The organism is Aliiroseovarius zhejiangensis (assembly GCF_014656375.1).
Lineage (GTDB): Bacteria > Pseudomonadota > Alphaproteobacteria > Rhodobacterales > Rhodobacteraceae > Aliiroseovarius > Aliiroseovarius zhejiangensis.
The window spans coordinates 798,971-819,718 of record NZ_BNCH01000001.1 but is presented as its reverse complement, the minus strand read 5'-3'; the positions used below and the strand labels follow the sequence as shown (position 1 = coordinate 819,718).

The 20,748-nt window shown below is 59.9% G+C and carries 21 protein-coding genes; 11 read left to right on the top strand and 10 right to left on the bottom strand.

Annotation, left to right across the window (positions count from 1 at the left end; genetic code table 11):
* Positions 1-20: 20 nt before the first annotated feature.
* The 3 genes from scpA (at position 21) to IE188_RS04130 (ending at position 3,302) form a co-directional block, all read left to right on the top strand.
* Positions 21-2,147, top strand: coding sequence for a methylmalonyl-CoA mutase (scpA, locus tag IE188_RS04140; RefSeq protein WP_191285171.1), 2,127 nt, complete (start codon positions 21-23; stop codon positions 2,145-2,147).
* Positions 2,148-2,214: 67 nt separating this feature from the next.
* The gene (locus IE188_RS04135; RefSeq protein ID WP_191285170.1) at positions 2,215-2,832 is read left to right on the top strand and encodes a VOC family protein; all 618 of its coding nucleotides are present in this window, start codon (positions 2,215-2,217) and stop codon (positions 2,830-2,832) included.
* The gene (locus IE188_RS04130) at positions 2,829-3,302 is read left to right on the top strand and encodes a GNAT family N-acetyltransferase (RefSeq protein ID WP_191285169.1); all 474 of its coding nucleotides are present in this window, start codon (positions 2,829-2,831) and stop codon (positions 3,300-3,302) included. Before IE188_RS04135 ends, IE188_RS04130 begins: the two co-directional genes overlap by 4 nt.
* Here IE188_RS04130 and nhaA read toward each other — a convergent pair.
* Positions 3,299-4,492, bottom strand: a complete 1,194-nt coding sequence (gene nhaA, locus IE188_RS04125) for a Na+/H+ antiporter NhaA (RefSeq protein ID WP_191285168.1) — start codon at positions 4,490-4,492, stop codon at positions 3,299-3,301. The genes IE188_RS04130 and nhaA overlap by 4 nt on opposite strands.
* Before the next feature lie 174 nt (positions 4,493-4,666).
* Here nhaA and IE188_RS04120 point away from each other — a divergent pair, with 174 nt between their 5' ends.
* From IE188_RS04120 to IE188_RS04110, 3 genes are read left to right on the top strand one after another with little or no spacing between them, the layout of a single operon-like run.
* On the top strand, positions 4,667-5,347 hold the full coding sequence (locus IE188_RS04120; RefSeq protein WP_191285167.1) for a molecular chaperone DjiA: 681 nt from the start codon (positions 4,667-4,669) through the stop codon (positions 5,345-5,347).
* Positions 5,347-6,390: an endonuclease/exonuclease/phosphatase family protein gene (locus tag IE188_RS04115; protein ID WP_191285166.1), complete on the top strand. Its 1,044-nt coding sequence runs from the start codon at positions 5,347-5,349 to the stop codon at positions 6,388-6,390. The genes IE188_RS04120 and IE188_RS04115 overlap by 1 nt, the downstream gene beginning before the upstream one ends.
* Before the next feature lie 9 nt (positions 6,391-6,399).
* Positions 6,400-6,750, top strand: coding sequence for a hypothetical protein (locus IE188_RS04110; protein ID WP_191285165.1), 351 nt, complete (start codon positions 6,400-6,402; stop codon positions 6,748-6,750).
* Here IE188_RS04110 and IE188_RS04105 read toward each other — a convergent pair.
* Genes IE188_RS04105 through IE188_RS04090 form a run of 4 tightly spaced genes read right to left on the bottom strand, consistent with a single transcriptional unit; the run spans position 6,747 to position 12,356 of the window.
* A complete protein-coding gene (locus tag IE188_RS04105; protein ID WP_191285164.1) occupies positions 6,747-8,288 on the bottom strand; it encodes a Ppx/GppA family phosphatase in 1,542 nt (513 codons plus the stop codon). The genes IE188_RS04110 and IE188_RS04105 overlap by 4 nt on opposite strands.
* Positions 8,289-8,338: 50 nt before the next feature.
* On the bottom strand, positions 8,339-10,537 hold the full coding sequence (locus IE188_RS04100) for an RNA degradosome polyphosphate kinase (protein ID WP_191285163.1): 2,199 nt from the start codon (positions 10,535-10,537) through the stop codon (positions 8,339-8,341).
* A gap of 41 nt (positions 10,538-10,578) precedes the next feature.
* Positions 10,579-11,262, bottom strand: a complete 684-nt coding sequence (locus tag IE188_RS04095) for an HdaA/DnaA family protein (RefSeq protein WP_191285162.1) — start codon at positions 11,260-11,262, stop codon at positions 10,579-10,581.
* Positions 11,262-12,356 (bottom strand): AI-2E family transporter, encoded by a 1,095-nt coding sequence (locus IE188_RS04090; protein ID WP_191285161.1) that lies wholly within the window; start codon positions 12,354-12,356, stop codon positions 11,262-11,264. Before IE188_RS04090 ends, IE188_RS04095 begins: the two co-directional genes overlap by 1 nt.
* Before the next feature lie 172 nt (positions 12,357-12,528).
* Here IE188_RS04090 and IE188_RS04085 point away from each other — a divergent pair, with 172 nt between their 5' ends.
* From IE188_RS04085 to IE188_RS04075, 3 genes are all read left to right on the top strand, one after another.
* A complete protein-coding gene (locus tag IE188_RS04085) occupies positions 12,529-12,717 on the top strand; it encodes a hypothetical protein (RefSeq protein WP_191285160.1) in 189 nt (62 codons plus the stop codon).
* Between the two features lie 153 nt (positions 12,718-12,870).
* Positions 12,871-14,223 (top strand): proline--tRNA ligase, encoded by a 1,353-nt coding sequence (gene proS, locus IE188_RS04080; RefSeq protein WP_191285159.1) that lies wholly within the window; start codon positions 12,871-12,873, stop codon positions 14,221-14,223.
* 107 nt (positions 14,224-14,330) lie between these two features.
* Positions 14,331-14,849, top strand: a complete 519-nt coding sequence (locus IE188_RS04075) for a DUF2937 family protein (protein ID WP_191285158.1) — start codon at positions 14,331-14,333, stop codon at positions 14,847-14,849.
* Between the two features lie 27 nt (positions 14,850-14,876).
* Here the strand turns inward: IE188_RS04075 and IE188_RS04070 are convergent, their stop codons facing one another.
* The 4 genes from IE188_RS04070 to IE188_RS04055 form a co-directional block, all read right to left on the bottom strand.
* Positions 14,877-15,602, bottom strand: a complete 726-nt coding sequence (locus tag IE188_RS04070; RefSeq protein WP_191285157.1) for an outer membrane protein — start codon at positions 15,600-15,602, stop codon at positions 14,877-14,879.
* Positions 15,603-15,848: 246 nt separating this feature from the next.
* Positions 15,849-16,925, bottom strand: a complete 1,077-nt coding sequence (locus IE188_RS04065; RefSeq protein ID WP_191285156.1) for a 5-(carboxyamino)imidazole ribonucleotide synthase — start codon at positions 16,923-16,925, stop codon at positions 15,849-15,851.
* Entirely contained in the window at positions 16,918-17,406 is a 489-nt protein-coding gene (purE, locus tag IE188_RS04060) for a 5-(carboxyamino)imidazole ribonucleotide mutase (RefSeq protein WP_191285155.1), read from the bottom strand. Before purE ends, IE188_RS04065 begins: the two co-directional genes overlap by 8 nt.
* Before the next feature lie 54 nt (positions 17,407-17,460).
* Entirely contained in the window at positions 17,461-17,679 is a 219-nt protein-coding gene (locus IE188_RS04055; protein WP_191285154.1) for a YdcH family protein, read from the bottom strand.
* 167 nt (positions 17,680-17,846) lie between these two features.
* Between IE188_RS04055 and IE188_RS04050 the strand changes: the two genes are divergently transcribed.
* Together IE188_RS04050 and IE188_RS04045 are read left to right on the top strand one after the other, a co-directional pair.
* Entirely contained in the window at positions 17,847-18,260 is a 414-nt protein-coding gene (locus IE188_RS04050; protein WP_191285153.1) for an Hsp20 family protein, read from the top strand.
* Positions 18,261-18,264: 4 nt separating this feature from the next.
* Positions 18,265-18,504 (top strand): DUF1150 family protein, encoded by a 240-nt coding sequence (locus tag IE188_RS04045; protein WP_191285152.1) that lies wholly within the window; start codon positions 18,265-18,267, stop codon positions 18,502-18,504.
* A gap of 73 nt (positions 18,505-18,577) precedes the next feature.
* Here IE188_RS04045 and IE188_RS04040 read toward each other — a convergent pair whose 3' ends face one another.
* Positions 18,578-20,653, bottom strand: coding sequence for a bifunctional sulfate adenylyltransferase/adenylylsulfate kinase (locus IE188_RS04040; protein WP_191285151.1), 2,076 nt, complete (start codon positions 20,651-20,653; stop codon positions 18,578-18,580).
* Positions 20,654-20,748 lie beyond the last annotated feature (95 nt).

Genomic DNA, 20,748 nt, shown 5'->3' with positions numbered 1-20,748 from the left:
AATACGAAAAGGATGACGCCATGAGCGATACAGCCAAGTGGAAAGAACTGGCCGAGAAGGAACTTCGCGGTCGTGCCCTGGAGGATCTGACCTGGGACACCCTGGAAGGGATTGAGGTCAAACCGCTTTACACGGCGGACGACACCAAGGATCTGGACCATATGGGCGGCATGCCCGGCTTTGGCCCCTTCACCCGTGGCGTGAAGGCGACTATGTATGCGGGCCGCCCCTGGACCATTCGCCAGTATGCGGGCTTCTCGACCGCCGAGGAAAGCAACGCCTTTTATCGCCGCAACCTGGCGGCGGGTCAGCAAGGTGTGTCGGTTGCCTTCGACCTTGCCACGCATCGGGGTTATGACAGTGACCACCCGCGCGTGGTGGGCGATGTGGGCAAGGCGGGTGTCGCCATCGACTCGGTCGAGGATATGAAAATCCTGTTTGATGGCATTCCGCTGGACAAGGTTTCGGTCTCGATGACGATGAACGGGGCTGTAATCCCGATCCTGGCCAACTTTATCGTGTCCGGAGAAGAGCAGGGACATGACAGGGCGCTTCTGTCGGGCACCATTCAGAACGATATTCTGAAGGAGTTTATGGTGCGCAACACCTATATCTATCCGCCAGAACCGTCGATGCGGATCATCTCGGACATCATCGAATACACGTCCAATGAGATGCCGAAATTCAACTCGATCTCTATCTCCGGCTATCACATGCAGGAAGCCGGCGCGAATCTGGTGCAGGAACTGGCTTATACGCTGGCCGATGGGCGCGAATATGTGCGCGCCGCGATCGAGGCCGGCATGGACGTGGACAAGTTCGCAGGCCGCCTGTCTTTCTTCTTCGCCATCGGCATGAATTTCTTCATGGAAGCCGCCAAGCTGCGCGCAGCCCGCACCCTGTGGCACCGCGTGATGACGGAATTTGGCGCGAAGTCGGAACGCTCCAAGATGCTGCGCACCCACTGTCAGACTTCAGGCGTCAGCCTGCAGGAACAAGACCCCTATAACAACGTGATCCGCACGGCATATGAAGCCATGTCGGCGGCGCTGGGCGGCACCCAGTCCTTGCACACCAACGCGCTGGATGAAGCCATCGCCCTGCCCACCGATTTCTCGGCCCGGATCGCGCGCAACACGCAGATCATCTTGCAGGAGGAAACGGGGATCACGAACGTGGTCGATCCGCTGGCGGGCTCCTACTATGTCGAAAGCCTGACCGACGAGCTGATCAACAAGGCCTGGGCCCTGATGGAAGAGGTCGAAGAGATGGGCGGCATGACCAAGGCCGTTGCCAGCGGCATGCCCAAGCTGCGCATCGAGGAATCGGCGGCCAAGCGTCAGGCGATGATCGACCGTGGCGAAGAAACCATCGTTGGTGTGAACAAGTACAAGCTGGAAAAAGAAGACCCGATCGACATTCTGGATGTCGACAACGTGGCGGTGCGCGAAAGCCAGGTGGCACGGCTTGAAAAGATCCGCGCGACACGGGATGGCGCCGCCTGCGAAGCTGCGCTGGCGGAACTGACCCGCCGTGCAAAAGAAGGTGGAAACTTGCTGGAAGCGGCTGTCGAGGCCGCCCGCGCCCGCGCAACTGTCGGAGAAATCTCTATGGCCATGGAAAAGGAATTCGGTCGCCACCGCGCCGAGGTGAAAACGCTGGCCGGTGTCTATGGCGCCGCCTATGAAGGCGACGAAGGATTTGCCGCCATTCAGAAATCGGTCGAGGAGTTTGCCGAGGCTGAAGGCCGTCGCCCGCGCATGCTGGTGGTCAAGATGGGGCAGGACGGGCACGACCGGGGGGCCAAGGTGATCGCCACGGCCTTTGCCGATATTGGTTTTGACGTCGATGTGGGCCCACTGTTCCAGACCCCGGAAGAGGCCGCGCAGGACGCGATCGACAACGATGTGCATATTGTCGGCATCAGCTCTCAGGCCGCGGGTCACAAGACGCTGGCCCCGCAACTGGTGAACGCGCTGAAAGATCAGGGGGCCGAGGATATCATCGTCATCTGCGGTGGCGTCATTCCGCAGCAGGACTATGACTTCCTTTATAAAAACGGTGTGAAAGCCATTTTCGGTCCGGGCACGAACATTCCTGAAGCCGCGCAGGACATCCTGAAACTGGTGCGCGAAGCGCGCGCCTGACGCACAAGACACTTGCGGCTGGCAGCAAATCCCGCCAGCCTCACCCCAGACCGGGAAGGAGATTGGCTTGGCTCTGGGACAGATTGATCACCTTGTGGTGTCCTCCGCGACCCTGTCTGAAGGTGTCGCGTGCCTTGAGGACCTGCTGGGGGTGCCCATGGCGGGGGGAGGAGAACACCCGCTCATGGGCACCCACAATGCGCTTTGGTCGCTGGGGCCATCTACGTATCTTGAGGTCATCGCCATCAACCCCGACGCACCCGACCCCGGTCGCGCGCGATGGTTTGACCTGGACTATTTCACCGGCCCTGCGCGTCTGACCAACTGGGTTGTCCGGGTGCCGGATCTGACGCAGGCGCTGCATCGCGCGCCTGACGGAACCGGCGACGTGCTGTCCCTGGAACGTGGCTCATATGCGTGGGATATGGCGATCCCGTCGGATGGGCGGCTGCCGTTTTCAGGGTGTGCACCGGGGCTTTTGCACTGGAAGGGCGCCCAACCCGCGCCCGACCTGCCCGACCTCGGGCTGCGTTTGGCAGCACTTGAGGTCACGCACCCCGAGGCCGAGGCGCTGTCGGTTGCGCTCGCCCCCTTGGTGGCGGATCGTCGGCTGTCGGTTCATTCCGGTGCACCTGGGGTCAGCGCGTGGCTGGATACGCCGCATGGCTTGGTTGAACTGCCATGATCCGCGCCGCCACGCAGGCTGATATTCCCGGCATCCTCACGCTTTGGAACCTCGCGATCCGCGAGACATTGATCACTTTCAACAGCGTTGAAAAAACGGAACAGGACGTGGCCGACGCCCTTCGCGATTATGACGCGTTTCTGGTGGCCGAGCGGGAAGGACGCATCGCTGGTTTTGCCGCGCTGTTCCCGTTCCGAGCGGGGTCGGGATATGCCCACACCAAAGAGCATTCGATCATGCTGGCCCCGTCGGCGCGGGGGCAGGGGGAGGGCCGGGCCTTGATGGCAAAGGTGGAGCAGCGCGCGCGCGATCTTGGGGTGCACTCGATCATCGCGTGCATCTCCGCCTCAAACCCAGATGCAGAGCCGTTTCACGCGGCCATCGGTTTTGTCACCGTCGGCCGCGTGGCAGAGGCAGGGCGCAAGTTTGGCCAGTGGCACGACCTGTTACTGATGCAAAAGAGGCTCTAGGCCGGCTCGGCTGCGGTCTTTTCCGCCTCGCGGGTCGGATTGCCTGCCATCACCAGAACCGTTGCCCCGATGACAGCCGACAGGCCCGAGGCCACCAGAACCCCCAGGCGCACATCATTCATCAAAACCGGATCGGCAAAGCTGAGGCTGCCAATGAAAAGCGACATGGTGAACCCGATCCCCGCCAGCGCCGAAACGCCATAGACATGCGCCCAGCCCACGCCGTGCGGCAACTGCGCGAACCCGGCTTTCACGGTCAGGAAGGTCAGGCCAAAGACGCCAAGCTGTTTGCCCAGTACAAGACCGGCAATGATCCCCAGCGGCACAGGGGCCATCAATGCGTCTGCCGACATGCCTTCAAGCGCGACACCTGCATTGGCGAAGGCGAAGATCGGCACGATCATGAAAAAAACGTAAGGGGCCAATGCGTGTTCAAGGCTGTGCAGAGGGGATTTCCCCCATTTGTCCTTCATCGGAATGAAGAATGCGGTGGCGACACCAGCCAATGTGGCATGCACCCCGGACTTCAGAACCAGCACCCAAAGCACGGCACCCAGCATCAGAATTGGTGCGATCCGGTGCACCTGACGCATGTTCAGCCACCACATCGCGACCAGCGGCACCAACGCGTATAACAGATACTCGACCTTCAGTTCGGCCGTATAGAACAGTGCGATCACGATGATGGCGCCGAGGTCATCCAGAATGGCAAGGGTCAGCAAAAACACCTTCAACGCCACGGGGGCACGTGTTCCGATCAGCGCCAGAATACCCAGCGCAAAGGCAATATCCGTGGCCGCCGGAATGGCCCAGCCTGACAAAGTTTCGGGATTGGACCAGTTGATCGCGGCATAGATGACGGCCGGAACGGCCATGCCGCCCACGGCCGCCATGCCCGGCAGGATGATGTCGCGCGGGTTGCGCAGCTTGCCTTCCAGCATTTCGCGCTTAAGCTCCAACCCGATCAGCAGGAAGAACACGGCCATCAATCCGTCATTGATCCACAAGATCAGCGGCTTGGACAGACCTTGATCATTGATCAGGATCGAAAACTTGGCCCCCAGAACATCATTGACCTGACCCGCGACGGGCCCGTTGGCGGCGATCATCGCGGCAACGGCGGACAGCATCAACAGAACGCCCCCCGATGCATCATGGCGGAAGAAGCGGTCAAATGTCCTTAGGAGCATTCATGTATCCCTACTGTTTTAGTCATATTTGGTGTCACATGGTGACTTGGGGTCAATATTCAAGGATAGTAAACTGAAAAAACGACACGCACCCAGTGCTTTGACGCAAAAATCATGGCGGTTGGCGCACGCTTTATGCTCGTTTTCATGTGCCGGACTGTGTAACAAAAGCGCATGTCTATCTGGTCGCGCATAACAGATGCCCTGTCCGCCCTTGCCAAGGGCGAAACACTGTCTGACGTGTTTGCACATTTGCGCACGCCCCCCGAACGCTCGGCAGGGTTTGCGATTGCCGTGATTGCGCTGGGCGCGAAGATGGCGAAAGCCGACGGCCTGGTCACGCGGGACGAAGTGTCGGCCTTTCGCGAGGTTTTTGACATCCCGGAAAGCGAAGAAAAGAACGCGGCCCGGCTGTTCAACCTGGCCCGCACCGATGTGGCGGGGTTCGAGCTTTATGCCCAGAAGGTCGCGGCGATGTTCGGACCGGACGATCCGGCGCTCTGCGATCTGATGGAAGGCCTCTTTCATATCGCGATTGCCGATGGCGAGTATCACCCGGCCGAAAACGACTTCCTTCAACATGTGTCCGAGATTTTCGGCATCGCCCCGCGCAAGTTCCGGGCCTTGCGGTCGCGGCTGGTGCCGGATGCCCATCCCGATCCGTACGACGTATTGGGCGTCACACCCGACACGCCGCTTGAAGAAATCCGCAAAGTCTGGCGGTCCGAGGTGCGCGAAAGCCACCCCGACAGGATGCTGGCGCGTGGTGTTCCGGAAGAGGCTGTCAAACTGGCCGAAAAACGGCTGATCGCCGTCAACCGGGCCTGGGAAGAGATCAGCAAGGATCGATCCTGATGCGGATCGCGACCTATAATGTCGAATGGTTCAATTCGCTGTTTGACGACGAAGGCCATCCGCTGTTCGACGAACAATGGTCCGGGCGGCGTGATGTCACGCGGCGGGCGCAGCTGAATGCAGTGGGAATGGTGTTCGGGGCGCTTGACGCGGATGCCATCATGGTGATCGAAGCGCCCGACGAGAACAGGCGCCGATATACTGTGCCCGCGCTGGAACGGTTCGCCGATCTGTTCGATCTGCGCGCCCGCAAGGCGCTGATCGGGTTTGCAAATGACACCCAGCAGGAAATCGCGCTGATGTATGACCCCTATGTCTTTTCCGCCCGCCATGACCCGCTGGGCGAGGTCGGTGCGCGTGTTGCGCCGCGATTTGACGGGGTTTTTCATCTTGATCTGGACACCGATGCCTCGCCCGAGCCGATCGTGTTTTCCAAGCCGCCGCTTGAGGTGGAGCTGACGCACCGGGAAAGCGGAACACCGCTGCGACTGATCGGTGTTCACGTGAAATCGAAAGCCCCCCACGGTGCGCAGGGGCCAAGCGATGTCATACGACTGGCGATTGAAAACCGCCGCAAGCAGATGGCGCAATGTATCTGGATACGCCAACGGGTGGACGACCACTTGCGTGCCGGTGACCCGCTGATCGTGCTGGGTGATTTCAATGACGGTCCGGGGCTGGACGATTACGAGAAACTGTTCGGCCGTTCCGGCGTCGAGATCGTGATGGGAGAGGATGACGCGACCTGCATGTATGACCCGCACGCGCGGATGATCCTGACCCACAAGTCAGGGGCCCGCCCGGCCACGTCGCGGTTCTATATCGCCAAGGAGCGGCGCTTTCTTCAGGCGCTGCTGGATTACGTGATGGTCTCGCCCGATCTGGCGGCCAGAGACCCGCAGTGGCGCATCTGGCACCCGTTCGACGACCCCGAATGCTATGGTACGCCCGAACTGCGCGAGGCCCTGTTGACCGCATCCGATCATTTCCCGGTGTCGATTGACTTTGATCTGTCGCCTTCACACCAGCCGGATCGCGCCTAAATATAGTGGATGAAACAGATCACAAAAACCACCGCATCGGCGCTGATCGTCCTTGCCAGCCTGACCGCCCCGGCCCTGACCGAAGACAAGGGGATGGATACCCCGCCGCCTGACAACCCCGAACTGTCCGAAGGGGCAGAGTTGTTGAACCGGGGGTTTCAGCTGCTGCTGGATGGATTGGCGAAAGAGGTTGAGCCGATGGCCGAAAAATGGGCGGAAGGCTGGGCTGAACTGGTTGACCGGTTCGGCGATCTGAACGCCTATCACCCGCCCGAAACCCTGCCCAATGGCGATATCATCATCCGGCGGCGCATCCCGCTGGGCGCCGATCCGGCAGCCCCCGGAGAGACCGAGCTTTAGCGCCGGAACTTCACGGTGGCTTCTGCCTGGAGCGCGCTCGCCAACGCCGTGAAGCGGGCTTCGGCCACTTCGCCGAACAGGTCTTTGCCGCCCTTGTCCAGGATCAGCACAAGTTGGCGTTTCTTCGGAAACCACTTCAGCGCGGCCAGTTTGGTCGGATCTTTCATCGTCAGCATTGCGCCGAACCGCATCGCCTTGCCCAACACTTCGGCCCGGTTGATGTTCTTTTCTGACAGGATGCCGAACAGCGGTTCGAACCGCGAACCTTCGCGGGCATTTTTGTAACGGTGCAAAAGTGCTAGGCCCAGGAACACACGCTCCTGATGGGTCAATCCGCCCAGATTGGCGCGGGTCGCGTTGTCGAAACAGACCTCGTGCCGATAATCAGGGTGGGCGCGCCAGCTAACATCATGCAGCAGGCAGGCCGCCTTGATCAGTCGCAGTTCTGCGGGTTTGGCGGATTTGAACAGGGGTTGCAGAAACGCGAACAGACGCTTGCCAAAGCCGGGGATGCGCGCGTCCTTCTGTTCGGCGACATAGCAGGCTTCGATCAGCGGATCACGCCGGCGAAGACGTTCGGGCATTTGCTGATACAGCAGCCCTTCGCGGATGCCGAACGAGCTGACGGCGATCTCTTTCGGGCGAAATTCTCGCACCAGACGCTTGAGCACCTGCGCGGCAATCGGCACCAGCGCCATCCGAGCAGCCGACGTGCCAGTGCGCTGGCGAATCTGGTTCAGGTCGATCTCGTCAATCCAATTAAGCGTGGTGATCAGGGATTTTGGCGTCATGCGATATTCGTGCAGGACCGTCAGGGGATAGCCACGCCGCTCCATGTCCAGTCGTGCAATGGCCCGCCATGATCCGCCGACCAGAAACAGGCGCTTGTGATCGGTGCCCATGGTTTCGGCAAGCTGCCCGACCACGCGGGCGATCTCGGCCTTCAACCCCTTCTTGCCACCCGGAACGCCGGCCAGCTTCAAAGGCCCAAGCGGCGAGGTCACGCGTTTGCCAACCTGTCCACCGGAAATGCTGGCCAGTTCCAGCGACGAGCCGCCAATGTCACACATCAACCCGTTGGCATCGGGCCAGCCCAGCAGCACACCCTGTGCCGACAAGCGGGCCTCTTCCTCGCCATCAATGACATAGATGTTCAACCCGGTTTCGCGCAGCACCTCGTCGCAGAATTCCGGGCCATCACTGGCCTCGCGTACCGCTGCGGTGGCCACTGCGGACAGGGGGGGCATTTTCATCCCCTCTGCGAGCTTCTGAAACCGTTTGATGGCGGCAAGAGCGCGGGCGCGACCCTCGGGATGCAAGCGACCGGTTTGCGCCAGCCCCGTGCCCAGACCACACAGGATCTTTTCGTTGAAGAAATAGGCCGGGCTGCGCGCCGCCCCGTCAAACACCACCAACCGGACCGAGTTCGACCCGATATCCACCACCCCGACACGCCGCAGCGCCCGTACTGAGGGATCATCAAACAGCGGACGTCCAAATGGCCCCCAATCGTCACCGGTTTCACCGCGTCCGTCCATCGAATGTCCTCTGTTTCGTGGTGATACGTTAGCTGGCTGTCCGTCCGCGATCAATCTTGCGAATGGGTCAGTTCCGGCACGTCGGATGCCCCGGCCGAGCCGCGACCGGACAGCGACGGGTTTTCCATGAAGAAGCGGTGGCAATTGAACGGGCGTTCGATATTGCCAAGATCGGCGCGGTGGAAGCGTCCGTCAGGCTGCATGACCCAGCTTTGCGCAACATCGGCCAGGTTGGCGGCCATGATCTGACTGACGATCTGGGCCTTGACGGTGGCATTCTCGATTTCGACCAGGGTTTCCACGCGGCGGTTCAGGTTGCGCCCCATCCAGTCGGCAGACGACATGTAAACGCGCGCCTTTTTCGACGGCAATCCATAGCCATTACCGAAACAGACGATCCGGGAATGTTCCAGAAACCGTCCCACAATCGACTTGACCCGGATGTTCTCGGACAGCCCCTTGATGCCGGGGCGCAACCCGCAGATGCCGCGCACAACAAGGCTGATTTTCACCCCCGCCTGCGAGGCCGCATAAAGCGCGTCGATCACGTCAGGTTCGACCAGCGAGTTCATCTTGGCCCAGATTTCAGCCGGTTTGCCGTCACGGGCATGGGTGGCCTCGGCTTCGATGCGTTCGATCAGTGTCGATTTCAGATCCAGCGGAGAAATCGCAAGGTTTTCAAGCGATTGCGGTTCGGCATAACCCGACAGGTAATTAAAAACGCGCGTTGCGTCACGCCCCAGCGCCGGGTCGCAGGTGAACAGGCTGAGGTCGGTATAGATGCGCGCGGTGATCGGGTGATAGTTGCCGGTGCCATAATGGGTGTATGTCACCAGTTCGTCCCCCTCGCGGCGCACCACGGTCGAGATCTTGGCGTGAGTTTTATAGTTGATGAACCCATAGACAACATGCGCGCCCGCGCGTTCCAGCCGTCGTGACTGACGGATGTTCGCGGCCTCGTCAAACCGGGCTTTCAGTTCAACCAGCGCGGTGACTGATTTGCCGTCCTCGGCCGCTTCGCACAGGGCCGAGACGATCGGGCTGTCATGTGACGTGCGATAGAGCGTTTGCTTGATCGCCACCACATTCGGATCACGCGCGGCCTGATGCAGAAAACGCACCACCATGTCGAAAGTCTCGTACGGGTGATGGAGCAGCATGTCTTTTTGCCGGATCGCGGCGAACATATCGCCGTCATGGTCCTGAACCCGTTCCGGCACCCGCGGTGAAAAGCTGGGCCACAATAGGTCGGGCAGGTCCTTCAGGACAAGCTGGCCAAGATCAGCCATACCGATCATGCCGTCGACCTCGACAATCTCGTCATCTGTGACTTTCAGCTCGCGCATGATCATCGACAACAGCCCGGATGGCGCGTTCTTGGTGATCTTCATCCGTACCACCTCGCCCCGCCGGCGGCGTTTCAGGGCGGTTTCAAACTCGCGCACAAGGTCTTCGGCTTCATCTTCGACCTCAAGATCGCTGTCGCGCAGGATACGGAAGGCGCAGCTGCCTTTCTCGACATAGCCGGGGAACAGCAAGCCCAGATGCTCCAGCAGCAAATCTTCCAGCGGCAGGAAGCGATACTGGCCTTCTTCGGCGGGCAGGGGCACGAAGCGGTCGATCTGTTGCGGGATGGGCAGAAGCGCCTTCAATTTCTGCTTGTCCGACTTGCGTTCAAGTTGCAGCGCCAGCGTGTAGCCGGTGTTCGGGATGAACGGAAACGGGTGTGCCGGGTCGATGGCAAGCGGGGACAGGACAGGAAAGACCTGGCTCAGGAATATGCGATCCAGATAGTCGCGATCGTCTTTCGTCAGGTCGTCGCGACGGCAAATGATGATGCCCTGACCCTGCATTTCGCCTGCCAGTTCCTCGAACACCACCTGTTGCCGCGCCATCAACGCACGAGCGTCGGTGTCGATCAGTTTCAACTGCTCGGTCGGGCTCAGCCCATCGGCGGCGGGGGTTGTCACACCTTCGCGCACCAGTTCACGCAGACCCGCCACGCGAACGGTATAAAACTCGTCAAGGTTGGTGGCGGAAATCGACAGGAAGCGCAGCCGTTCCAACAAAGGCACACGCGGGTTTTCAGCCTCTTCCAGCACGCGCCAGTTAAAGCCAAGCCAGCTAAGTTCGCGATTGAAGAAACGCCGTGGCCCGTCATAGGCGTCAGGCGGCAAATCCTGAGGGGCGGGAAACCCGGACGCCAGGAAATCGGCAAGAGGAATCTGGGGTGTGTTGGTCTTATTCATGCCCCCAGTCTAACACGCCAGCATGTGACGGAAAGATGACGTTATGCCCCGGATCCCGTTTCTTTTTGCAAGACGCGAGTGGCCAGGCTGCGGGTCAGGGGGCGCCCTTCGGACAAGGCGGCCTTGTCCAGCCGCTCGACCAACGCTGCAGCAGCCGCAAGCGACCGGTCCATCCGGGGCACAAGATAGTCGATCAGATTGGCAGGGACAGCGATCTGGCGGTCATCGAACAGTTTGACCAGCACGGCGGACAACAGCAGGTCATCGGGCGCGTGCAGAGTGGCGGGTGTCGTCCCCTCCAGCCGGCTTTTCAGGTCGGGCAGGCTGATCCCCCATCGCGACGGGGCGGTTTTTCCCGTGATCAGCAGATGACCACCTTCGGCCAGAACCAGGTTGTGAAGGTGAAACAGGGCGGTTTCCGCCGGGGCGTTGCCTGCGACCTGATCGGCATCTTCGACGACGACGGATCGACCGGCAAGCGATTGAATGTCGGCTCCGGTCAGATCATTTGCAGCAATCACGGCCGCCCCAGACATCCCCGCCCAGACGAGGGCGAGGTGGGACTTTCCGGTGCCCTTGTCGCCGACCAGAACCAGTTTGCGGTTTGGCCAGTCCCGCCACGTCTCGACCGCGGCCATGGCGGTGGCATTAGAGGGTGTGACCAGAAAATCATCCAGCCCCTGCGCCGCATGGGCGGGCAGGTCGAAGGTCAGTTGGCGTGCCATTAGTCCGCGTCGCCTTCGTCACTGGTCTTGGGGGCTTCGGGAATGGACAGACCCTGATAAAGCAGTCCTTCCTGATATTTCCCGACAAAGAACCGGGCAACTACTCCCAGCGCGGCCGCAACGGGCACCGCCACCAGCATGCCGACAAACCCGAACAGCGAGCCGAACACAGACAAGGCCAGAAGCAGCCAGACCGGGTGCAGCCCGACCGAGCTGCCCACCAGTTTTGGTGTCAGGATATTGCCCTCGAAAAACTGGCCGAACATGAATATCCCGGCGACCGCCGCAAGATGCCACCAATCCCCCCAGAACTGGAATAGCCCAAGCCCGATGGCCAGGGTGCCGCCGACAATGGCACCGACATAGGGGATGAAGGTGATCAGGCCCGCGATGAAGCCGACGACAAGCCCGAATTGCAACCCGACGGCCATCAAGGCGACCGCGTAATAGGTGCCGAGCACAAGACAAACCGTGCCCTGACCCCGAATGAAACTGGCTAGAGTGCGGTCGATGTCACTGGCGATCTGACGGATGGCGGGGCGGTGGTCCAGCGGCAGCAAGGCGTCGATCTTGGCCACCATCCGGTCCCAGTCCAGCAGCATGTAAAACGCGACCACCGGGGTCACGATCAACAGAATCACGATGTTGATGACGCCCATTGCCGAGCTCAGCACCGTGCCCACCAGTTCGCCGCCGCGTTCCTTGATGGCTTGCCCCAGGCTGGCCAGCGACTGACGTATGGTCGAATCCTCGTCTATGATCGATGGGATATTCTCGATCAGAAAGACCTCCAGCCGTTTCAACAGCGTGGGTGCCGCGTCGGCAAGGGCAACTGCCTGCGAAACAAGCGTCGGCACCACCATCAGAAAGGCGATGACGAAAAGTAGGATCGCGAGGACCGAGATGATCACGGTGGCCGCCACGCGGGACAGGCCCATCGCCTCCAGCCGGTCGGCAATCGGGTCAAGGAAATAGGCAATCGCACCGCCCAGGATGAAGGGCATGATTACGTCGCCCAGATACCACAGCGAAACCGCCAGAATGGCGATCGTGATCGACCAGAATTTCACCTGCGTCTGAACGGGTAAGGCCATTTCAGCTCCTCAACATACTGATCCCTATGTCGCGCAGCTTGCGTGGCAATTCAAGTGCAGCCCTGCGCGGGGTGCACCGCGGCGCTGTGCAAGTTCGCCCTTGCCCCTGCCTGGAATTGGGTGAAATACTGATGCCACCGGCGATATTCGACATCTTGAAAAGGGGGATCCAATGCGCGTTGGTCTTGTACTCTTACTGGGGTCTGTATTGCTGTCGGCCTGTACCGGACATGACTACGAACCCCGCGATCCGGGAATTTCGATTTCCGGTGAAACCAAGGCGGGTGTCACGTATTCCGGTGGCGATATCTCGCCGGATCAGGAAACCAAGATCACGATCAGTGTCGGGGGCACGATCTGACCGGCAGCCCGCTTGCCTGATTTTGGGTTGTGTGCCGCGCGACGCCGGCAGGGGCGCGCGGAAAAACCAGTGCGCCAATCAATGCGTGATTGCCCCGCCTGTCTTGATGTCATAGACCGCTGTCGACAAAGTCGTGATTGAACAGAGGTCCATATGCGCCTGTCCCGCTATTTCCTGCCCGTTCTGAAGGAAACCCCTTCCGAGGCGCAGATCGTTTCCCACCGCTACATGCTGCGCGCCGGTATGATCAAACAGCAATCCGCCGGTATCTATTCGTGGCTGCCGTTGGGATTCAAGGTGCTGCGCAAGATCGAGAATATCGTGCACGAGGAGCAAATCCGAGCCGGCCACATCCCGATGCAAATGCCGACCATCCAGTCGGCCGACCTATGGCGTGAAAGCGGCCGCTATGACGGCTATGGCGAGGAAATGTTGCGCATGAAGGATCGTCACGGTCGCGACATGCTGTTTTCCCCCACGGCCGAAGAGATGGTGACAGACATCTTCCGCGCGCATGTGAATTCCTACAAGGACCTGCCGCTGACCCTGTATCAGATCCAATGGAAGTTCCGCGACGAGATCCGCCCGCGTTTCGGCGTGATGCGGGGGCGCGAGTTCTATATGAAGGATGGATACAATTTCGATCTGACGAAAGAGGACGCGCTGCACGCTTATAACCGCCATTTGGTCAGCTATCTGCGCACCTATGAACGGATGGGGTTGCAAGCCATCCCGATGCGCGCGGATTCAGGTCCGATTGGTGGGGATTACACACACGAGTTCCTTGTGCTGGCCGAAACCGGCGAAAGCGAAGTATTCTATGACAGCGAAGTCACGGATTTGACCTTTGGCGACCGCGACATCGACTATGACAATGTGGCGCAATGTCAGGGGGTTATGGACGAGTTCACTTCGCGCTATGCCCGCACGGACGAAACCCATGACACAGCGGCGTTCGAGAAGGTGCCTGAAGATCGCCGCAGGGTGGCGCGCGGGATCGAGGTCGGGCAGATCTTCTATTTCGGCACGACCTATTCCGACAAGCTTGGCGCGACGGTGGTCGACAAGGATCAAAACCAGGTGCCGGTTCACATGGGATCGCACGGGATCGGGGTCAGCCGCCTTCTGGGTGCGATCATCGAGGCCAGCCATGACGACAAGGGCATCATCTGGCCCGAAGGCGTGACGCCCTTCCATTGCGGGATCGTTAACCTGAAACAAGGCGACGCCGAAGCCGATGCGGCCTGCGAGGCGCTGTATCAGCACCTGACCAACGCCGGGCTGGAGCCGCTTTACGACGACCGCAACGAACGCGCGGGCGGCAAGTTTGCGACGATGGACCTGATCGGTCTGCCGTGGCGCATCACCGTCGGGCCGCGCGGTTTGAAAAACGGGGTGGTTGAACTGACCTGCCGCCGAACCGGAGACAGCGAAGAACTGACGACGGACGCGGCCGTGGCGAAGGTCATCGAGATATTCGAACCGCACCGCGTACGTGGCCTCTGATCAAGCCGACACCCAAAGCGAAGGCGTGCCAATCCGGCGCGCCTTTGTTGTTTGTTCCGGACAAAGGGGGCTGTGACTTGACCTGATCCCTCGGCTTTGGAAGGCTGATGGCAAAGATAAGAAACGCGCAGGTGAAGCACATGATCCGAACCTTGGCAATGATTGGCGGCATCGCAGGCGCGGTGGCGATGAGCCAGTTCCCCGAGTTCACACAACAGTACATGCAACGGCTGGCCGGTGCGCGGACCGAATTGCAGATCGTGACCGCCGGGTTCGATCTGACCGCTAAGGCCGCCGGGTATACGCGCGACGAAGCCCTGCAAAATATGGGTGGTACGGATTTTCAGGACAGGTTGCGGGACCAGATGAAGACCAATTTTACCCGGTTTGAACGTCTGGACACCGCCTATACCGCCCTGAAAGGCACTGAACCCATGGCACGACTTGCAAAGGTCTGGCACTTCCGCGATACCGATCTGGCCAAACGCACCTGGGAAGATTTCCGCCCTGCCGTCCCGGTGACGGCAGATGGTCTTTTATGCGCCGGGATCGGCTTTGTCGGCGGATGGCTTCTGGTGTCTTTGATCCTTGGTGCGTTCCTGCGCCCATTCCGTCGCACTGCCTGAGGGCTTGCACGGCCGCAGAGGGGGCAATCAGAACCGCAGGTTCAGGCCGAGCTTGACGCTGTGAAACAAGGGGGTTGCCAGCGTGTCATTGCCCAACCCGTCCGACAGCATATCCTTGCCGTAGTTCATGTATTCGTACTCGCCGGTGAGCGATAGGCGCTTGGTCAGCGGTTGTTCGATGCCCACGCCCAAAATGTAGCCATTGGTCGTATAGGTGTCATTGATCGCGATTGGCCCCGCCGATCCGGAGCCCAAAACGCTGTAATCGAATTCAGCGCGTGACACGCCCACCGTGCCATAGACGATTGAATTAAGCACCGGCCAGACATAGCCAGCCTTCAGGCGCAGCGACAGCGCATGATTCATCGTGGTCGTGCCGCGATATCCCCGCGCCGCGAAACTGTCTTCGATCATTCCGCCTTCGATGGCCAGTTCCGGACCAAAGACCCAGCGGTCCACTTGCCAGCGATACCCGGCGCGCAGGCTGCCAGCCCAACCGCTGTTTTCATAGGTGCCGAGCGTGAACCGGTTGCCCGACGCTTGCGTGATGCCAATTCGGTCACCGCCGCTGAAATCATATCCCAGTGTGGCCCCGACATAAGCGCCCTCCCAATAGGGGCGATTGTCCACAACGATGCGGTCGACCGGGGTTTCGATCACCGGATCGGACAGGCTTCCGGCCAGCGCGGCTTGCGAGAAAAAGATCAACGTGAGAGCGGCGAGTGGTTTGGCGAACAAAGAACAGCGCAACATGACAATCCATCACTTAAAACATTCAGTCAGCTTTTCTTAGCCACAAAACTTGGGGTTTGGAACATGTTTTCGCAATATATCTTGTAGCGGCCAGCGCAAATCCGCAATCTGCCGCAGTGGTCGAATACTCGCCCTGATCCGCAACAGACCAGACCCGGACGCACCAATCACGCCGCGACTTTCAATTTCCAGATAATGCCACAGCCACCTGAAAGCGTGGGGCAGAAGGCCATTGTAGATAAAGTTCTATTTCTTTGTCGCGATGACCCGGTTCACATGGCCCATTTTGCGACCCGGTTTGACCTCGGCCTTGCCATACAGATGCAGGGACGCGTGAGGTTCCAACGCGATGTCGGGCACCCTGTCCATGTCATCACCGATCAAGTTTTCCATGACCACATCAGCATACCGCGCGCCGTCGCCCAGAGGCCATCCCGCCACCGCGCGGATATGTTGTTCGAACTGGTCGACGTTGCAACCCTGCTGTGTCCAATGGCCGGAGTTATGGACGCGGGGCGCAATCTCGTTGACGATAAGCCCCTGAGATGTAACGAAAAGCTCCACACCCATGACGCCGACATAATTCAGTTCGTTCAGGATCTTGGCCGCCATCAGAACAGCGTCCGTGCGCTGCGCGTGGCTCAAACGAGCCGGGACAGTCGTGGTGGCCAGAATGCCATCCTTGTGCACGTTCTCTCCGGGGTCGAAACAGGCGATGTCGCCCGCTGCACTGCGTGCCGCGATAACGCTGACCTCGTGGGTGAAATCAACAAAGCCCTCCAACACCGACGGGGCGCCGCCTATGTCGGAAAAGGCTTGGTCTGCTTGATCTGCGGACGTGATCCGGGATTGACCTTTTCCATCATACCCAAAGCGGCGGGTTTTCAGGATCGAGGGTGTGCCAACTGTTTCGAGCGCGCGTTTAAGGTCGTTAACCGTCTCGACGTTATTATAGGGGGCAACGCGCAATCCAAGCCCGGACAGGAAGTCCTTTTCGGTCAACCGGTCCTGACTGACACGCAGCGATTCGCGACCGGGGCGTATGCTGCGATGCGCTTCAAGCGCGTCGAGGGCTGCGGTCGGGATGTTCTCGAACTCATAGGTGATGACGTCGACCGAAGCGGCAAACCGCTCCAACGCTGCGATGTCGTCATAGTCGGCGGTCGTCACACGATCGGCGACATGACCGGCGGGTGGATTGGCGCCCGGCTCGTAAATATGGGTCGTGAACCCAAGGCGCGATGCCGCGACCGACAACATGCGGCCCAGCTGGCCGCCGCCAAGGATCCCGATTGTCGATCCGGTGGGCAGGGGCTCAGTCATCGGCAGGCTCATCCGGGATTGAGGCGGACAGCGCCGCGCGCCAGGCGTCCAGCCGATCGGCCAGCGCCGGGTCCGAGACCGCAAGGATCCCCGCCGCCATCAGCCCTGCATTGGCTGCCCCCGCCGCGCCGATGGCCATGGTGGCGACCGGAAAGCCCTTGGGCATCTGCACGATGGAATACAGACTGTCGACCCCCGACAGGGCGCGGGTCTGAACCGGCACGCCCACCACCGGTACGCGGGTTTTTGACGCCATCATGCCGGGCAGATGCGCCGCCCCGCCAGCGCCCGCAATTATCACGTGTAGGCCGCGATCTGCTGCTGTCTTTCCATACTCCCAAAGGCGATCCGGGGTGCGGTGGGCCGAAACGATCTTCGCTTCATAGGCAATGCCCAGCTCATCCAGAATATTGGCGGCTTCTTTCATCGTGGGCCAATCCGACTGGCTGCCCATGATGATCCCGACTTTCACATCTGTCATTGTGACCTCGTGTCTTGGAAGCCCGCTTTATAAGGGGCTGGGGCCGCGATGCAATCAGGCAATGATGTCCGGCGTCAGTTTGTCCTCGATCCGCGAGATTTTGTCCTTCAAGGCCAGTTTCTGCTTTTTCAGACGTCGCAATTGCAACTGATCCGCCATCCCGCGTTCTTCAAGAGCGTGAATCGCATCGTCCAGATCCCGATGCTCGGCGCGAAAGACTTCCAGCTCCACACGAAGCACCTCTTCGGTCTTCATCTCTTTGGCGTTGCTCATTTATTCGGATCGTCTTTTCTGGGCCATTTGCTGCCACAGTTTAACGCCAAGTCTGGCGCAAGGCCAAGGAAAAGCGGCTCTTGCAACCCTTCGTCCGACACCCCATATTTTTCACAAGGTCGCCTGTGCGGGGCCTGCAAACGTGTCGCTTTATCAAGGACGTGTCGATGACAAAGATGAACTTGGGAACTCATCCCTTCTTGCTTGGCTTTGAACAGCTAGAGCGTATGGTCGAACAGGCCGCGAAATCGGGCAAGGACGGCTATCCCCCTTTCAATATAGAACAGGTCAGCGACCGGGCGTATCGCATTACATTGGCGGTTGCCGGTTTTGCCGATGACGACCTGTCGATCACGGTTGAAAATGCGAAGCTTGTGATCCGGGGCGCGCAGGGCGACGACGGCCGGGAACGCGTGTTCCTGCACCGTGGCATCGCCGGGCGTCAATTCGTGAAAAGTTTCGTGCTGGCCGATGGCGTCGACGTCAAAGGGGCACACACGGAAAACGGTCTGTTGCACATTGATCTTGAACGCGCCGAACCAGAGCGTCTTGTGCAGACGATCCAGATAAAGAAGGGGTGAGCCGATGAACCATAAGCTTCCATTTGGCCAATTCGGGATTGGCAATATCGTCTATGTCAAAGCCGTTGCGATCGACGACTTGCCAGATTCCATTCAGGACGAGGCCCGCGAACAGGCTGACGGGGCTGACACGCTTTATGCCGTCCACCGCGAGGACGGCGAGCAACTGGCCTTGGTGGTCGACCGCGACCTGGCCTATGCACTGGCGCGACAGAACGATTTTTCACCGGTCTCGATCCACTGATACGAACCGGACCATCCGAACAATAAAAACCCGGGGAATTCCCCGGGTTTTTGCGTTTTTCGGTCTGGTTGGCTTAGGCCTTGATCAGCCCCATGCTTTCCAGCTTCAGAAGCACCTGATGGGCGCAGTTGTCCACGTCGACATTCTCGGTCTCGACGCTAAGCTCGGGGTTTTGCGGCACGTCATAGGGGTCCGAGATGCCGGTGAATTCCTTGATCTTGCCTTCACGCGCCAGCTTATACAGCCCCTTACGGTCGCGGCGTTCGCATTCTTCGATCGAGGTGGCGACATGCACTTCGACAAAGGCGCCAAACTGCTCGATCTCTTCGCGGACGGCGCGGCGGGTGGTGGCATAGGGCGCGATGGGCGCACAGATGGCAATCCCGCCGTTCTTGGTGATCTCGGAGGCGACATAGCCGATGCGGCGGATGTTCAGGTCGCGGTGTTCCTTCGAGAAGCCAAGCTCAGACGACAGGTTCTTGCGCACGATGTCGCCGTCCAGTAGCGTGACGGGACGCCCGCCCATTTCCATCAGCTTAACCATCAATGCATTGGCAATGGTCGATTTGCCGGACCCCGAGAAGCCGGTGAAGAACACGGTGAAGCCTTGTTCGGCGCGCGGCGGCTTGGTTTTGCGCAGTTCTTCCACAACAGCCGGGAAGCTGAACCATTCCGGAATTTCCAGACCTTCCGACAGGCGGCGGCGCAGTTCGGTGCCCGAGATATTCAGGATCGTCACGTCGTCCTTGTCCAGAATCTCGTCCGCCGGTTCGTATTGTGCGCGGTCCTGCACATAGACCATGTGCTTGAAATCCACCATTTCGACGCCGATTTCGTCCTCGTACTCGCGGAACAGGTCCTGTGCGTCATAGGGGCCATAGAAATCTTCACCAGCCGAGTTCTTGCCGGGGCCGGCGTGGTCACGACCGACGATGAAGTGGGTGCAGCCGTGGTTCTTGCGGATCAGACCGTGCCAAACAGCTTCGCGCGGGCCGGCCATGCGCATGGCGAGGTTCAGAAGGCTCATCGTCGTGGTGGCGGCGGGGTATTGGTCCAACACAGCCTCGTAGCACCGCACGCGGGTGAAGTGGTCGATATCGCCCGGTTTGGTCATGCCCACGACCGGGTGGATCAACAGGTTGGCCTGCGCTTCTTTTGCGGCGCGGAAGGTCAGTTCCTGGTGCGCGCGGTGCAGCGGGTTGCGGGTTTGGAACGCGACGATGCGGCGCCAGCCCAACTTGCGGAAATAGGCGCGCAATTCGTTCGGTGTGTCGCGACGCCCCCGGAAATCATAGTGGATGGGCTGCTGGATGCCGACAATCGGTCCGCCCAGATAGATTTTGCCCGCCACGTTGTGCAGGTAATTCACGGCCGGATGGGCGTCGTCATCGGCCCCGAAAACCTTCTCAGCCTCATGGGATTTGTTCGGCTCCCACCGGTCGGTGACGGTCATTGTCGCCAGAATGACGCCTTCCTGATCGCGCAGGGCGATGTCCTGACCCAGTTCGATCGAGTTTGCAAAATCTTCCGAAACGTCCAGCGTGATGGGCATCGGCCACAAAGTGCCGTCCGCCAGCCGCATGTTGTCAACGACGCCGTTATAATCCTCTTCCGACAGGAAGCCTTTCAGCGGGTTGAAACCGCCATTCATCAGAAGCTCAAGATCGCAGGTTTGCCGTTGGGTCAGGTCGTGGCTGATCAGGTCTGCGGCTTCGACTTTCAGCTTCTGCGCACTTTCATACGAGACATAGAGCTCGGGGATAGGAGAGAGGTTGTTCTGCATGGGATGTGTCCTGTGTTTTAAGGGCGAGAGGCCACTGGAGGTGCCGGTCAACTCGGCGTGCAGGGCGTCGTATTCGGCGAATTTTCGGGCAAGGAATGTATCCCTCAGGCGCACCTTTTCGGCGGCACCCTGAGAGGTGATGGAATAGGCAAAGCGCGGGCGCTTGTCGGGGCCGGCGCGTTCGCTGACGCGGACCAATCCGCGATCAGCGCAGTTGCGGAGCAGCGCATTCAGCCGCCCCAGTGATATCCCGATCGCTGCCGCAGTCGCGCGTTGCGACGCGTCCGGCGCCAGATCAAGCTGGCGCAGAAGGCGGAAGATTTGGTCTTCCTCGGCATAGTTGGCTTTCACCGGGTGCGATGTCATAACAGCGACTCAAAGAGTGTTCACGCGTGAACGCATTGCACGAATTGCCGCCAAGGCAAAGCAGAAACATGGGGAATGTCGGGAAAATGCAGACC

What these genes read in the sequence shown, in the direction of transcription:
- IE188_RS04040 (WP_191285151.1), bottom strand. Translation starts at nt 20,653, where the DNA reads ATGACATCGCACCCGGTGAAAGCCAACTATGCCGAGGAAGACCAAATC.
- IE188_RS04110 (WP_191285165.1), top strand. Translation starts at nt 6,400, where the DNA reads ATGAAACAGATCACAAAAACCACCGCATCGGCGCTGATCGTCCTTGCC.
- IE188_RS04045 (WP_191285152.1), top strand. Translation starts at nt 18,265, where the DNA reads ATGAACCATAAGCTTCCATTTGGCCAATTCGGGATTGGCAATATCGTC.
- scpA (WP_191285171.1), top strand. Translation starts at nt 21, where the DNA reads ATGAGCGATACAGCCAAGTGGAAAGAACTGGCCGAGAAGGAACTTCGC.
- IE188_RS04065 (WP_191285156.1), bottom strand. Translation starts at nt 16,925, where the DNA reads ATGACTGAGCCCCTGCCCACCGGATCGACAATCGGGATCCTTGGCGGC.
- IE188_RS04105 (WP_191285164.1), bottom strand. Translation starts at nt 8,288, where the DNA reads ATGGACGGACGCGGTGAAACCGGTGACGATTGGGGGCCATTTGGACGT.
- IE188_RS04115 (WP_191285166.1), top strand. Translation starts at nt 5,347, where the DNA reads ATGCGGATCGCGACCTATAATGTCGAATGGTTCAATTCGCTGTTTGAC.
- IE188_RS04070 (WP_191285157.1), bottom strand. Translation starts at nt 15,602, where the DNA reads ATGTTGCGCTGTTCTTTGTTCGCCAAACCACTCGCCGCTCTCACGTTG.
- IE188_RS04100 (WP_191285163.1), bottom strand. Translation starts at nt 10,537, where the DNA reads ATGAATAAGACCAACACACCCCAGATTCCTCTTGCCGATTTCCTGGCG.
- purE (WP_191285155.1), bottom strand. Translation starts at nt 17,406, where the DNA reads ATGACAGATGTGAAAGTCGGGATCATCATGGGCAGCCAGTCGGATTGG.
- IE188_RS04075 (WP_191285158.1), top strand. Translation starts at nt 14,331, where the DNA reads ATGGCAAAGATAAGAAACGCGCAGGTGAAGCACATGATCCGAACCTTG.
- proS (WP_191285159.1), top strand. Translation starts at nt 12,871, where the DNA reads ATGCGCCTGTCCCGCTATTTCCTGCCCGTTCTGAAGGAAACCCCTTCC.
- IE188_RS04050 (WP_191285153.1), top strand. Translation starts at nt 17,847, where the DNA reads ATGACAAAGATGAACTTGGGAACTCATCCCTTCTTGCTTGGCTTTGAA.
- IE188_RS04090 (WP_191285161.1), bottom strand. Translation starts at nt 12,356, where the DNA reads ATGGCCTTACCCGTTCAGACGCAGGTGAAATTCTGGTCGATCACGATC.
- nhaA (WP_191285168.1), bottom strand. Translation starts at nt 4,492, where the DNA reads ATGCTCCTAAGGACATTTGACCGCTTCTTCCGCCATGATGCATCGGGG.
- IE188_RS04120 (WP_191285167.1), top strand. Translation starts at nt 4,667, where the DNA reads ATGTCTATCTGGTCGCGCATAACAGATGCCCTGTCCGCCCTTGCCAAG.
- IE188_RS04055 (WP_191285154.1), bottom strand. Translation starts at nt 17,679, where the DNA reads ATGAGCAACGCCAAAGAGATGAAGACCGAAGAGGTGCTTCGTGTGGAG.
- IE188_RS04085 (WP_191285160.1), top strand. Translation starts at nt 12,529, where the DNA reads ATGCGCGTTGGTCTTGTACTCTTACTGGGGTCTGTATTGCTGTCGGCC.
- IE188_RS04130 (WP_191285169.1), top strand. Translation starts at nt 2,829, where the DNA reads ATGATCCGCGCCGCCACGCAGGCTGATATTCCCGGCATCCTCACGCTT.
- IE188_RS04095 (WP_191285162.1), bottom strand. Translation starts at nt 11,262, where the DNA reads ATGGCACGCCAACTGACCTTCGACCTGCCCGCCCATGCGGCGCAGGGG.